This is a genomic window from Terriglobus sp. RCC_193 (genome assembly GCF_041355105.1).
Lineage (GTDB): Bacteria > Acidobacteriota > Terriglobia > Terriglobales > Acidobacteriaceae > Terriglobus.
Map to the genome: position 1 here is coordinate 1,673,564 of NZ_JBFUPK010000002.1, position 13,832 is coordinate 1,687,395.

Annotated in this window: 12 protein-coding genes and 2 pseudogenes; 6 read left to right on the top strand and 8 right to left on the bottom strand. The window is 58.3% G+C overall.

Features of this window, described 5'->3' with window-relative positions:
• The first annotated feature begins 47 nt into the window (after positions 1 to 47).
• Positions 48 to 833 (top strand): helix-turn-helix domain-containing protein, encoded by a 786-nt coding sequence (locus tag AB6729_RS15815; protein WP_371082595.1) that lies wholly within the window; start codon positions 48 to 50, stop codon positions 831 to 833.
• 10 nt (positions 834 to 843) lie between these two features.
• On the opposite strand, the gene AB6729_RS15820 is transcribed toward AB6729_RS15815, so the two are convergent.
• From AB6729_RS15820 to AB6729_RS15830, 3 genes are read right to left on the bottom strand one after another with little or no spacing between them, the layout of a single operon-like run.
• Positions 844 to 1,716, bottom strand: coding sequence for a TIGR03435 family protein (locus AB6729_RS15820; RefSeq protein WP_371082596.1), 873 nt, complete (start codon positions 1,714 to 1,716; stop codon positions 844 to 846).
• Positions 1,717 to 1,747: 31 nt separating this feature from the next.
• Positions 1,748 to 2,173 carry a hypothetical protein gene (locus tag AB6729_RS15825; RefSeq protein ID WP_371082597.1) on the bottom strand — a complete coding sequence of 142 codons (426 nt, stop codon included), beginning with the start codon at positions 2,171 to 2,173 and terminating at the stop codon, positions 1,748 to 1,750.
• Positions 2,170 to 2,523 carry a PadR family transcriptional regulator gene (locus tag AB6729_RS15830; protein WP_371082598.1) on the bottom strand — a complete coding sequence of 118 codons (354 nt, stop codon included), beginning with the start codon at positions 2,521 to 2,523 and terminating at the stop codon, positions 2,170 to 2,172. Before AB6729_RS15830 ends, AB6729_RS15825 begins: the two co-directional genes overlap by 4 nt.
• A gap of 134 nt (positions 2,524 to 2,657) precedes the next feature.
• On the opposite strand from AB6729_RS15830, the gene AB6729_RS15835 reads away from it, so the two are divergent.
• Complete coding sequence (locus AB6729_RS15835) at positions 2,658 to 4,193, top strand: aldehyde dehydrogenase family protein (protein WP_371082599.1); 1,536 nt, start codon at positions 2,658 to 2,660, stop codon at positions 4,191 to 4,193.
• Between the two features lie 140 nt (positions 4,194 to 4,333).
• Entirely contained in the window at positions 4,334 to 4,717 is a 384-nt protein-coding gene (locus AB6729_RS15840) for a DUF779 domain-containing protein (RefSeq protein WP_371082600.1), read from the top strand.
• Here the strand turns inward: AB6729_RS15840 and AB6729_RS15845 are convergent, their stop codons facing one another.
• The 5 genes and pseudogenes from AB6729_RS15845 to AB6729_RS15865 form a co-directional block, all read right to left on the bottom strand.
• Positions 4,718 to 5,098, bottom strand: coding sequence for a carboxymuconolactone decarboxylase family protein (locus tag AB6729_RS15845; protein ID WP_371082601.1), 381 nt, complete (start codon positions 5,096 to 5,098; stop codon positions 4,718 to 4,720).
• Positions 5,099 to 5,159: 61 nt separating this feature from the next.
• On the bottom strand, positions 5,160 to 6,314 hold the full coding sequence (locus AB6729_RS15850) for an FtsX-like permease family protein (RefSeq protein ID WP_371082634.1): 1,155 nt from the start codon (positions 6,312 to 6,314) through the stop codon (positions 5,160 to 5,162).
• A gap of 141 nt (positions 6,315 to 6,455) precedes the next feature.
• A pseudogene (locus AB6729_RS15855) lies at positions 6,456 to 6,809 on the bottom strand (FtsX-like permease family protein); the annotation flags it as partial.
• 115 nt (positions 6,810 to 6,924) lie between these two features.
• Positions 6,925 to 7,776, bottom strand: a pseudogene (locus tag AB6729_RS15860) (ABC transporter permease); the annotation flags it as partial.
• A gap of 1 nt (position 7,777) precedes the next feature.
• Positions 7,778 to 8,134 (bottom strand): PadR family transcriptional regulator, encoded by a 357-nt coding sequence (locus AB6729_RS15865; RefSeq protein ID WP_371082602.1) that lies wholly within the window; start codon positions 8,132 to 8,134, stop codon positions 7,778 to 7,780.
• Between the two features lie 250 nt (positions 8,135 to 8,384).
• Here AB6729_RS15865 and AB6729_RS15870 point away from each other — a divergent pair, with 250 nt between their 5' ends.
• The 3 genes from AB6729_RS15870 (at position 8,385) to topA (ending at position 13,627) form a co-directional block, all read left to right on the top strand.
• The gene (locus AB6729_RS15870) at positions 8,385 to 9,209 is read left to right on the top strand and encodes a hypothetical protein (protein ID WP_371082603.1); all 825 of its coding nucleotides are present in this window, start codon (positions 8,385 to 8,387) and stop codon (positions 9,207 to 9,209) included.
• A gap of 193 nt (positions 9,210 to 9,402) precedes the next feature.
• Positions 9,403 to 10,506, top strand: a complete 1,104-nt coding sequence (dprA, locus tag AB6729_RS15875) for a DNA-processing protein DprA (RefSeq protein WP_371082635.1) — start codon at positions 9,403 to 9,405, stop codon at positions 10,504 to 10,506.
• Between the two features lie 286 nt (positions 10,507 to 10,792).
• Positions 10,793 to 13,627 carry a type I DNA topoisomerase gene (gene topA, locus AB6729_RS15880; protein ID WP_371082604.1) on the top strand — a complete coding sequence of 945 codons (2,835 nt, stop codon included), beginning with the start codon at positions 10,793 to 10,795 and terminating at the stop codon, positions 13,625 to 13,627.
• Positions 13,628 to 13,832 lie beyond the last annotated feature (205 nt).

A 13,832-nucleotide genomic window follows, 5' to 3' on the forward strand; every position in this document is an offset into this window, starting at 1 on the left:
TACAATGTTGACTAAGAGGCCCACCACCTGAGCCGGGACAAATTTCTATGCGAATGGGCCATCGTTTCAGCACCGACATTGATAAATACTTCTCCGATCGCACTCGCCCTGTGCTTGCTTTGGGTGGAACCTATCCTGCCTCGCATCGTGTTCGTCCGCATCGCCATCGCCGCAGCCAGTTGTTCTGCCCGCTCACCGGGATGGTTATCGCATCCACCTCGCAGGGCACATGGGCTGTTCCCGCACGCCGTGCCTTATGGATTCCCGCAGGCGTACGTCACGAACTTCGTGCTGTAGGAGAGGTGAAGATGCAGAGTCTTTATTTTGAACCCGGCACGCTGGTGCCCATGCCGGATCACTGCCAGGTGGTGGATGTTTCGCCACTGATGCGCAGTCTCATGGACGAGGCCGTAACACTCCCCGTTCGTTATAGTCATGAAGGCCGTTCCGGCGCGTTGATGCAGTTGATTCAATATGAAATTGGAACGCTGCCGGAACTGCCACTTTCACTGCCGCTGCCCACGGACAAAAATCTTGCGCGCCTATGCCGCAGGTTCCTGCAACACCCCACAGCGAAGGACAACATCGATGATTGGGCCACATCGCTGTATCTTAGCCGCCGCACCTTCACGCGTCTCTTCCGTCGAGAAACAGGGCTTAGCTTCGTGGCATGGCGACAGCAGGCGTGCGTTCTTGCAGCGCTGCCAAAGCTGGCAGCAGGCACATCCGTAACCAATACCGCGCTGGATCTGGGCTATGAAAATCCCGCAGCATTTACGACGGTGTTCAAGCGAATACTGAACGCATCGCCCAAGGAATACACTGCGCATTAAGTTGCGCGTTTTAGTTTTCCGAAGGATGATCCATGCTATCCACCACCAGCACTTCAACCTGTCCGCGTGAAGGTAGTAACTTCAACCCAAGCTGGTCCTGTATCGCAGCGAAAAGATATTGATTGGTTCCTTCCGAGCCTTCGCGCGACCATACCATCTCGCAGTCATACGATCCATCCAGCCCGGTGTCATCAATCACAGGTTTGCCATTCAACTCTGGTTGATGACTAAGCATCGCGGCCAACAACCAGAAGGGCCAGCCGCGTGTGCGCAGATGCAGGGACTGCTGCATCCGCGCCATCTCCGCAGGCGAAGGTGGGTGATATCCCGGAGGCGGTGGCGGAGGAGGGAGCATAGAAGGCAAACGAAACCGAGGCCGTGATGGGTCCGCAATCGCTGGCGGCGATGTTGTATCGCGCGGACATTTGAATCCACCCTTCGCAATCTGCAGACGGTATACCGGCATCTCGCGTGTCTCAAAGTGATACGTCAGGTGAAAGCGTTCCTTCAATAGTGTCTGCACCATCAGTCGCATCTGTTCTTCGCGGTCATCGCGACTCATCTTGCGAAATGCAGGTGCAGCATCTGCATCCAGCTTCCCTTGAATATCGAACTGCTCGCTTTTCATCCAGGAAGGGCCACCGTAAAGTTCCTGGTCGAAACCCAAGCCGAATGCATACGCCAGCACGACATCCATCGTGGTGTGGCCCGCGTAATAGCTATCGTCACGCACGCTGCCACGTGGACCTTCTTCATCCGGCTTGCTGGGCCGCACACTCACCACGGAGAAGCTTGGCATCGGCGTTGCAGGATGCAGCAGCGGCACAGGTGTCTCTTGCACCATGAAAACAAAACTGAGCAGAAACAATCTCGAAAGCATCATGCAACTACCTCGTCTTCATCGCGAATGAAGATCATTCGCAGGGAATAGCAACCTGCTCCGGATGCCGTTTTCTCGCATCACACAGACCCCATCCTGCGCGCCGCACTTCAAAGTGTTTTGGTGGACGAGGCAGCGGAACAGACTGCGTCAGCAACTTAAAGAATCCCAGGGCAACCAGTGTGGCTAATATCGTTACCTGCGCCAGAAGCCGCGGGCTGAGAGACTGCGTGGGCAGTCTTCCAAACATGTCTGCGGCGGCGCGTGGACTCACATCGTTTGCCGCCCACTGCTTCATTACGGACAGTGTGCCGTCGGCCAATGCATGACACACTCCGGTGTCTCCAACGGTCTGGTCAAATACCCACAGCATCTCCTGCGCAAAGCGTTCGCGAAACGCGGCAGGATGCAGCGCCAGCAGCAACTGATACACCCCGCGTGCGCAGCGAAGCCGTGTCATGCTCTACCGCCTTCATCGGCCAACATGCGACTGGCCACGCGCACAATGCGCTTCATGCGGCTGACATCGGCTCCCAGCACACGGCGACCTTCGTCTGTGATGCGATACATCCTTCGCGTCTCGCCGCTGCCGGATTCCTGCTCCTCGTAATCCTCCACCCACCCCTGATGCAGCAGTTTCTTCAAATTGTCATAAAGCGTTCCGGAGCCTACGCGATAGGTGGCGGCGGAAAGGCGGCTCACCTCCTGGATGATCCCGTAGCCATGCCGGTCCTCCGACGCCAGCGCAAGCAGGACGTAGAGCGTGGCAGCAGGTAAAGGAGTTACGGATTCGTTTTCAGCGTGTGCCATGGTCGGTCCCCGACTATATCGGAATCCGACTATCAAGTGCAAGCGCAATCCGGCTTGGCAAATGTCGGTGGAAAGGAGCAGGATGTAGACCATCTGAAGACGCCCTGGACGCGTCTCTTCTGAAGGAGCAGCACATGGCAACAGCAGAGGTCACCCTGGACCCCACGCATTCCGGCGCAACCCCCGTCCCATTCCGCAAGCGCTACGGTAACTACATTGGCGGCGCATGGGTGGAGCCGGTTGAAGGTCAGTACTTTGAAAACATCACGCCGGTCACCGGCAAAGTTCTGTGCGAAGTGCCGCGTTCCGGCGCGAAGGATGTAGAGAAGGCACTCGATGCTGCGCACAAAGCGAAGGCCGCATGGGGAAGGGCATCCGTTACTGAGCGCTCCAATCTGCTCATCCGCATCGCGCAGGTCATTGAAGAAAATTCAGACCTCCTTGCCGCCGCGGAGACATGGGACAACGGCAAACCCATTCGCGAAACCACCGGAGCGGACGTACCGCTCAGCGCCGATCACTTCCGTTATTTTGCAGGCGCCATCCGCGCGCAGCAGGGCGGCATCTCTGAGATTGATCACGATACTGTCGCGTATCACTTTCACGAGCCGCTCGGCGTCGTTGGACAGATCATTCCATGGAACTTCCCGCTGCTCATGGCCGCATGGAAGCTGGCTCCGGCACTCGCCGCAGGCAACTGTGTTGTGCTGAAACCCGCGGAACAGACACCCGTATCCATCCTCATCCTGATGGAACTCATCGGCGACATCCTGCCTGCCGGTGTGTTGAACGTGGTGAACGGCTTCGGTCGCGAAGTGGGCAAGGAACTTGCCAGCAACCCGCGCATCAACAAGGTCGCATTCACCGGATCGACGGTCACAGGCCGCATGATCATGCAGTATGCATCCGAAAACATTATCCCGCTCACGCTGGAACTCGGCGGCAAATCGCCCAACATCTTCTTTGAAGATGTGATGGATTCCGATGAGGATTACATCGACAAGGCCATTGAAGGCATGGTGCTGTTCGCCTTCAACCAGGGCGAAGTCTGCACCTGCCCGTCGCGCGCACTCATCCACGAAAAGATCTATGACAAGTTCATGGAGCGCGCCATCAAGCGTGTCGCAGCAATCAAGCAGGCCAACCCGTTCGATCCATCCACGCAGGTTGGTGCACAGGCATCGAAGCAGCAGTTTGAAAAGATCCTGTCGTATCTCGACCTCGGTCGCAAGGAAGGTGCGGAACTTCTCGTCGGCGGCAATGCAGCCAGGCTCGAAGGCGATCTTGCCGGTGGTTACTACATCCAGCCGACAGTCTTCAAGGGCAACAACAAGATGCGCATCTTCCAGGAGGAAATCTTCGGACCGGTGCTATCGGTTACGACCTTCAAGAACGATGAAGAAGCTCTTGAGATTGCGAATGACACGCTCTACGGCTTGGGTGCAGGCGTGTGGACGCGCGACATCAATCGCGCGTATCGCTTTGGTCGCAACATTGAAGCAGGCCGTGTCTGGACCAACTGCTACCACATGTATCCCGCACACGCAGCCTTCGGCGGCTACAAGCAGAGCGGTATCGGACGCGAAAACCATCTGATGATGTTGAACCACTATCAGCAGACGAAGAATCAGCTCATCAGCTACAGCACCAAGGCGCTGGGACTGTTCTAGTCCGGCTATCACTTCGGCAACGCTGCGCTTCTCTCTTGAATCGTCATCCTGAGCGAAGCGCAGCGCAGTCCAAGCATGCCCTCGAGCAAAGCGAAGGGACCCTGCATTCTTCTCTGCAACGAGAAGGTAGAAGGGAGAGCATGAATTCCGCAACCATTCCAGATCAGGTACTCGCCACACCCGCGGCATTGGAGCTGATCGACCAACTCCAGGCGCAACATGGCCCGGTGATGTTTTATCAATCCGGCGGCTGCTGCGAAGGCAGTGCGCCCATGTGTTTTCCTGTCGGCGAATTCCGCATCGGATCGCGTGATAAGAAGGTCGGCGAGATCGGCGGCGCGGAGTTCTTCATCTCGCCGCAGCAGTTTGAGTATTGGAAACACACGCAGATCATCATCGACGTGGTGCCCGGATTCGGCGCCGCGTTTTCACTCGAAGGCCCAGGGGGCCTGCAGTTCCACACACGCTCCCGCGTCTTCACGGATGAAGAGATTCATGCGTTGCGCGACGCAGGAAAAATCTAGCTATTCCCACGGAGCACGGTCCAGTGCTGCTGGATCCTGCTCCAGCTTTCCCATCGCATCCTCGAATAGCTTCATCGTCAACAGCCCATGCCCCACGGCTCCGCCCGCGCGCAGCGCCGCTGCCATGAAGACGGTTTCCGCAATCTCTTCACGCGTTGCACCAGCCTTCGCGGCATTGCATGTGTGTGAATCCAGGCAGTAAGAGCACTGTGTTGTGAGTGCCACCGCAAGCGCGATCAATTCGCGATACTTCGCCGGAATCACGCCATCGCCGCGTTCTGTAACTGCCTTCAGTTTGAAGAAAGCCTCGGCCTCCGCCGGTGCCCCTGCAATCAGCTTCTTGGCATAACGCATGTCGTCCGGGCTTTGATATTCCGCCATGTCATCCATTCCTCCAGCACAGCGAAGCATATCGGAAAAGAATGCTTCGCCATAGAGGGGATTACTCGTTGCGCAGTGCCTGCATCGGGTCCATGCGCGCCGCATGCCATGCAGGCAGGAAGCATGCAAACGCAGCCACAACCAGCAGCAATCCCGTAACCGAAGCAAACACCGCTGGATCAAGTGGCTTTGTGCCATACAGCATGGATCGAATCCACTGCACGCACACCGCGCTGGCACTCAGTCCCACAATCACACCCAGCAATGCAGGCCGAATGCCATCCAACAACATCTGCCGCAACACATCCTGTCGCTGCGCGCCCAGTGCCATCCGAATGCCAATCTCTCCGGTTCGCTGCGTTACAAGATAGGATAAGACGCCGTACAAGCCCACTGCTGCCAGCACCAGCGAGATCACTGCAAACGCCAACACCAGCATCGACGTTACATTCGCATCCATCGTCGCCAGGCCCAGCGATTGCTCCATGGTCAGCACGTTTGCCACAGGCAGGCCCGGGTCCATTTGCGCAATCAGTTTCTGCACTGGCAGCGCAAGGCTTTCCACGTTGTGGTCTGCTCTCACGGCAATGGTTACGTTGTTCCATCCGCCGTAATACAGCGGGAAGTACATTGTGGATCCTTCCTGTTCATCCAGATGCCAAAGCGTGTTGCCTGCGACGCCGACGATCTCAAAGCCCCCATCTGGAAAATCGCCAAAGTTGATTGCTTGAATGTGCTTGCCCAGCGCATCACCATTTGGAAAATACTGCCGTGCAAACGACTCGCTGATAATCACGCTGCGAGCGTTCTGCAGCCGCTCACGATCTTCAAAGAAGCGGCCCTGCCGCAGTGGAATCTGTACCGATTTGAAATAGCCCGGGTCTACGCCGCGCAACATTGCCACATGCTGCATCTTTCCCAGCGAAGGATTCTCCGGAATCGAAAAAGGCGTATCGCCACCATAACCCTGCCCTGGCAAAGCAGTGGACAATCCAGCCGCAGCCACGCCCGGCAACACGCGGATCCGTTCAATCAACTGCGAATAAAACGCTGTCACCTGTTGCGCCGTTTTGTACTTCACATCCGGCAATCCCACCCGCATGGTCAGTACGTTCTGCGTCGTGCAGCCAATGTCAATGGAGCGCATCTGCCGATAACTCTTCAACAGCAATCCCGCGCTTACCAGCAACACCATCGTCACAGCCACTTCCGTCACCAGCAGCGCTTTCCGCAGTCGTGCTGCGGATAATCCTTTGCTGCTGCCGCGCGATGCTTCCTGCAGATTCTCCAGCAGCGGACCGCGCAGCAACGTCACGCTGGGGATAATGCCCGCCAGCACAGCGCACAAAATCACAATGCCTGCGGCAAACAAAATCACCGTGCCATCCATCTGCACAGAGTGGATGCGTGCCATGTCCGGCCTTGCCACGACAAGCCACCGCACCTCGGCCCACGCCAGCGGAATACCTAACGCACCTGCGGCCAGCGCCAGCAATACGCTCTCTGTCACTTGCTCTGCCAGCAACTGCCAACGGCTGCCGCCCAGCGATGCGCGAATCGAAATCTCCTTGCGCCGCGCTGCAGACCGCGCCACCAGCAGGTTTGCCACATTCAGGCACGCAATCAATAACACGCATCCCGTTGCGCCAAACAGTACCATAGAGTTGCGTCTTCGCATCATGCACCACACCTTCCAGCAGGCTGCGCGCATTCGCGTTGCTGCTTACAAAGCGTGACGAACTGTTCTGGTGAACGCGCTTGGTCACCGTATCCACTTCGCTCAACGCCTGCGCCAGTGTTGCGCCGGGCTTCAGCCGCGCGATCACAAAGTAGTTGTGTATCTCGGGGCTTTGCATCGCCTTGGGATCTTGCTCGTGATAAATCGTCGCCCATAACTGCGTCTCCGTATCCGGATACAGAAACCATGCGGGCAACACACCCACTACGGTGTAAGGCTGTGTATTCAACTGGATGGTTTTGCCAATAATGTTGCGGTCGCCGCCATACCGCCGCATCCACAAACTGTGCGTCAGCATCACTGTGCCCGGCACACCATGCTTGTCTTCATCCCGCGTAAACAAACGCCCTAACTCCGGCTGCACACCAAGAGTGGTGAACAGATCCCACGATCCATGTGCATACCGTATGCGTTCCGGCAACTGGCCGCCGTCGTCGGAGAGGTTATTGCTGTCCGTGCCATAGATGCCCATCTGCTCCACGCTGGGCGTGTTGTTCTTCCATGCGGCATACATGCCGCCTGCCACATAGCTGTACGGACGCGCTCCATTCTGCAACTGCTCATATAACTGGATGAGTCGTTCCGGTTCGCGAAACGGCAGCGGCTTCAGCAGAACATTGCGAACCACGGTAAACAGCGCCACATTCGTGCTGATGCCCAGCGTCATCACTGCAATCGCAACCAGCGCAAATCCCGGCGTGCGCAGCAGCGTCCGCGCACCATAGCGAACGTTGCGCCACAGCGAATCCAGCCAGTCCCATCCCCACGTCGAACGCGTCTGCTCGCGGATCAGCAGGGGATTGCCAAAGGCGCGCAACGCCGCGTGTTTCGCTTCATCGGCATTCAGCCCACTCTCGCGCTGTTCTTCTTCTTCCAGTTCCAGGTCTGCTTGAAGTTCGCGCTCCAGGTCGGCATTCCGTTTGCTCGTGGGCCACTTCATGTCAGTACTCCTCTGCCGCCGGCCACATCACACGGGCTACGGCTTCCGCCATCTGCTTCCACTGCGACTCTTCCACCACAAGCTGCTTCTTGCCTTCGGGGGTCAGCCGGTAATACTTGAATTCGCGATTGCGGTCGGGCGCGGTCTCCCACTTCGCAGAGATCCAGCCCTTCTTTTCCATGCGGTGCAGCGCCGGATACAGCGATCCATGCTGCATCTGCAGAAAGTCATTCGTGGTGGCTTGAATGTGCTTGCCAATCTGGTGGCCATGCGCCGCGCCATACAGCAGCGTGCGCAGAATCAGCATGTCCAGCGTGCCCTGCAACAGGCTCGATCGTTGCGTGGTCTCTTTCGCCATAGTCGAATGTCTACCCTCAAATTTGTACTGAGGGTAGACATTCGACTATCGCCTGTCAATGGATTCTTTTCGCGCAATCGCTTCTTCCGGGAGCATCCGTTTCAGCGGCTGATGCAAGCCGCCCCGGTGATACAGTCAAACTGTTTTCACAGAACAAACAAAACATTCACTGACAGCTTTCTCTTCCGGTCTTCCTGTCTGACACCCGCCAGGTGGCGGAAACAAATACTGCAGCTCACCCGGAGGTGGCATGGCCAGCATTCCTGTTGCATTTCACATGGAAGATGAGGACGAGGTAGACGACGAGTACCTGAGAACGCCTTCCACCCGAATTTCCAGACTTTGTTTCCGTTGCGACACACGTTCGCCCGGCGAAATCTTCCCGGGCGGTTTCACAAACCGTGAATTTGAAGCGGCCTTACTGGAGACTGTTCAGGAAACTGTGAAAGCGGTAAAAAAGTCCACTGGCAAAGACATCAAGCCAGTGATGAATCCCATCGGGGGAGCGTCGCAGGAGAGTTGGAAGAAGCCCATGCTGCACCCATTTTCGCCGGGAAGCGATGGGGCAAAAATCTATGAGCCGCTGCTTGCGAAACTCCGGATGGAGCAGATGCCGAAGTACCGCAATTTTGATTTCCCCGGCAATCCTGCCATGTACGACATTGCTCCCAGCACCGGTGTGGCTCTCACCTACCATCCGCAGTTCTCTCCACTTTTTCCCATTGGTCGGGGCAAAGAATTCGAGCCCGATGCATGGATCTATGCCGTCTGGGTTGACGACGCTGTCGAAACCTACAAGCGCCAGGAAGTCGATCGACCCGAGATTGCCGGTGTTCAGGAGGTCGTGGTGCAGTATGTGCCCTTCCACCGCGTTCTGGCCGCGGTGCCGTGCAAGCGAAAGCAGTCCGGGCCGGCACTGTGCCCCTTGGAATTCACCGTGGGCCTGGAAGCGACCCGCAATCCTCACGCCGGGCCGGAACATATGACCGATGTACTAGCGGCTCTCCAGCCGTTGCTGGGTAAGCACCGCAACATTGTGAGGGAATTCGATGGCTATAAGGTAAAGCCTTTCTGACGTCTTGCTGACCGAGAGAGGGAGGGGATCGTTTGCGCGATTTCATCTCCGCAGGAGCTCTGTTGTATAACCATCGCACCGGAGACATTGGGTTTTGGAAACAACTGAAGTGGGAGAATCTGTGCCTCATCTGGAAGGCGCAGAGCATGATCTGAATCGGCTGGCCTGGCTCGCGCTTGTCCTTACCCCGGGCATGGGCGCCACGCGCACCATCCGCGCCATCTCCCTGGCTCCATCGCCTGCCGCGATCCTTTCCATGTCGCTTACGGAGCTGGAAGCGCTCCACATGCCCGCAGCCTCCGCGCGTTTCGTCTTTGAGGGCAAAGCCAAGGCCGCCGCGCTGGACGAAATCAAACATCTGGAAGAGCAGAACGCCGGCTTCCTCACCCACGACAGCCCGGAATACCCGGATCGTCTCCGCGAGATCTACGACCCACCCGCCGTCCTCTGGTATCGCGGCGACATCAGTATCCTCGCCGAACCCGGCATTGCCGTCGTTGGCACGCGCCATCCCACGGTCTACGGTGCGGGCATGGCCCAGATGCTCTCCCGCGAACTTGCAGCGCGGGGCATGGTCATCCTCAGCGGCATGGCGCGCGGCGTGGACACGGAAGCGCACAAGGGCGCGCTGGACGCCCGCGGCAAAACCGTTGCCGTCTGGGGCACCGGCATCGACGTCATCTACCCCAAGGAGAACAAGCGCCTTGCCGAACAAATCCTCATGTACGGCGGCTGCATCCTGTCGGAATACCCGCTGGGCACCTTCCCTGCGCCGCAGAATTTCCCCGTGCGCAACCGCATTCTGTCCGGCATGAGCGTCGGCGTCCTCGTCATCGAGGCGGCGGAACACAGCGGCACCCGCATCACCGCGCGCTGCGCCATGGAGCAGAACCGCGACGTCTACGCAGTTCCCGGAAACGTAACGAACAAGGGCTCCTGGACGCCCAACACCCTCATCAAGCAGGGCGCGCGCCTCACCGCCACCTGGGAAGATGTCTGGGAGGATCTGCCCACGCAAATCCGCCTGTACCTGGAAGAGAAGCTGGAGCAGCGCCAGGGCAAGTCTGAATCCGACGCGGCCGTTACTGCATCTTTATTTGACGAGCGAGAACTGCCGCCGGTCGAACGCGTCGTCTTCGAGCAGCTTCGTGTCGACGAAAGCCTGCAACTGGACGAACTCATCGAGCGCCTGGAAGGAAAGTTGCAGTCGCCGGAGATATTCACGGCAATCTTCGAACTCGAACTCGCAGGCCGCGTCCGCCAGCTCCCCGGCAAAAATTACGTGAGAACGTTCTGAGTCTCCCGCGTTTACAGGGAGCTTGTCAGAGCCTCGAAACGGTGAAGTGGCTTGAGCCGTCCAGGGGAAAAATACCCCTGTGGAAAACTCCTCCCAAATATCGGAACATGCGACTTTTTCTCTTCGTAAGAGTCGAAGGGAAGGTTGGTCTTGCGTGACGTTCGGCAAAAAGCATGTTAGGTTCTCACACTGAGTAGTGACGTTGGAAAGGGCAGGGCTGCCGGGCGGGCGGTTTCGGCCTTTGCAAAGGAGCGCGAAGTACGCTCCGGGAAGTTCAGGAAGTGTTATGGCAAAGAATCTCGTGATCGTGGAGTCGCCGGCAAAGGCGAAGACGATCAACAAATATCTCGGCAACGATTTCACGGTGGAGGCCTCGCTGGGCCACATCATGGATCTGCCGAAGAACGACATTGGCGTCGAATTAAAGAAGCGCACCTTTGAGCCGAAGCTCATCATCTCGCCTGGCAAGGAAAAGCTCGTTGACCGCCTGAAGAAGCTCGCCGCCAAGGCGGATGCCGTCTATCTGGCGCCCGATCCTGACCGCGAAGGCGAGGCCATCGCGGCACATCTTCAGTGGCAGCTCAAGCCGTCCCTCAAAAGCTCGGGCAAGATTCAGCGCGTCACCTTCAACGAAATCACCAAGGCGGCCGTCACCGACGCCTTCAAGCGTGCCCGCGACGTCGATCAGAACCTGATGCTCGCGCAGCAGACGCGCCGCGTTCTGGATCGTCTCGTCGGCTACGAGATTTCGCCGCTGCTCTGGGACAAGGTCCGCCGCGGCCTCTCCGCCGGACGCGTGCAGACGGTGGCGCTCCGCCTCATCGTCGACCGCGAAAACGAAATCAAGGCCTTCAACCCGGTTGAATACTGGCCCGTCGACGCGAAACTGACCCCCTCCGGCAAGAAGCAGGAGTTCCTGGCCCGCCTTTACGCCATCGACGGCACCAGGATCAGCGTGGACACGGTGAACCCGCCCGCCCTGCCTGACGGCGCAACCGCCGCGACGGTCAAGGCAGGCATGGAGAAGGCCAGGTGGTCCGTCGCGTCCGTGGAGGCGAAGGAACGCCGCCGCTACGCCCCTGCGCCGTTTTCCACCAGCCAGCTTCAGCAGCAGGCCTCCAACCGCCTAGGTTTCAACGTAAAGCGCACGATGGGTGTTGCCCAGCGCCTCTACGAAGGCATTGAGATCGGTAACGAGGGCACGGTCGGCCTCATCACCTACATGCGTACCGATTCCACGCGCGTCGCGCCCGTCGCCATCGACATGGCGCGTGACTACATTAAGACGCTCGGCAAGGACTACCTGCCCGAAAAGCCCAACCAGTTCAAGGGCAAGAAGGACGCGCAGGACGCCCACGAAGCCATCCGCCCCACCAACGTGGCGTACACGCCGGACAGCATCCGCAAATACCTCAGCGACGAGCAGTTCCGCCTCTACAACCTCATCTGGAGTCGCTTCGTCGCCTCGCAGATGACGCCCGCCGTCTACGACCAGACCACGGTCGAAATCGCCGGTAAGGGCGACCGCAACTACCAGGTGCGCGTCTCCGGTTCGGTGCTCAAGTTTGATGGCTTCCTGCGCATCAACAACCCCAACCAGAGCAGCACTCCAGAGGCAAAGGCAGCGCAGGAAGACTCTGACGAAGGCGTTAGTCTCCCCGGCATGAAGCAGGGCGACGCGCTGGACCTCCCCGGCATCGTGACGGAGCAGAAGTTCACCGAGCCGCCGCCGCGCTTCAACGAAGCCTCGCTGGTCAAGGAACTGGAAGAGCGCGGCATCGGCCGCCCCAGCACCTACGCGTCCATCATCAACACCATCCAGGACCGCGACTACGTCAAGAAGCTCGCGCGCAAGTTCGTACCCACCGAAATCGGCATGGTCGTCACCACGCTGCTGGTGAAGAACTTCCCGTACATCTTCGACATGGACTACACCCGCAAGCTCGAAGACGAGCTGGACGAGATTGAAGCGGGCAACGAAAAGTGGACCGACCTGCTTGGCGGCTTCTACGGCCATCTCAGCGACGAAATCAAGGTCGCCGAAAAGTCGATGGAAGACATCAAGCGGATGGAGCACCCCACAGACGAGCTCTGTGAGAAGTGCGGCTCCCCGCTGGTGCTCAAGTGGGGCAAATTCGGCTCCTTCTATTCGTGTAGCAACTTCACCAAGACCAAGCCGAAGACCATTGCTGTCTCCGCCTTCAAGAAAGACGCCAAGGCGGTCATGACACGCGTAAAGGATGCCTTCACCTATCCCGTCACCGTCAAGGGCATGGTGGACGACGCAGAGGCCTCCAGCGAGGAGGTTCGCGACGACAAGGAACTGCTCGCCGCACTCAAGGTGGCAGCCACCCGTGGCAAGAGCATCCTCATCGACCCCGTAAGCTGCGACTTCACCAAGGAAAACTTCGCAGACAAGCCCGATCTCGCCGCCATGGAAGCAGGCGACACCGAGGAAGAGGAGTTCTGCGAAAACTGCGGCAAGCAGATGATCCTGAAGAACGGCCCCTGGGGTCCCTTCATGTCCTGCCCGGACTACAGCGCCGACCCGCCCTGCAAGACGGTGCGCCGCCTCAACCAGAAGGTCCAGCAGAAACCACCGGAACCCACCGGCGAACCCTGCCCGCAGTGCGGCATGGAACTGGTCAAGCGCCAGGGTGCCTACGGCGAGTTCACCTCCTGCTCCGGTTACCCCAAGTGCAAGTACGTGAAGCAGGTGCTGCTTGACGTGCCATGCCCCAAGTGTGGCGGCGCCATCGCCGAACGCAAGTCCAAGATGGGCAACGTCTTCTACGGCTGCACGAACTACCCCAAGTGCGACTTCAGCAGCAACCAGAAGCTGATCGCCAAGCCATGCCCCAAGGGCAATTCAACGTATCTCATCGAAGTGCCCAACAAGCAGGACGGCTACATCCACGAGGTCTGCCCGCACAACCACGACGCCCTGCCGAAGCGCCGCCCGAAGAAAGGCGTCAAGGTAGAGGAGCCGCTAGACCCCATCACCTGCGACTACGACCACAAGACCAGCCGCAAGGTTGAAGCCAAAGCACCGGTAGAGATCCCAACCCTCCAGCGCCCCGACCCCAACGCCACCCGTCCCATCGTGGAATCCGTCGCGTAAAGGGTTTGCAGCGCCGAAACAAGAACCAGTAGGCGTAGAGATAGAAAGTCAGGGGCAGGACTTCGGTCCTGCCCCTGACTTTTGCAACCAATGAGATCCAAACGGCCAAAGGTCATCACTACTGAGCAAAGCTCCAACGGTCGAAAGACCGTCATTCTGAGCAAAGCGAAGAATCCCGACGAACTCTCCTCCCGCCAAGACCGCA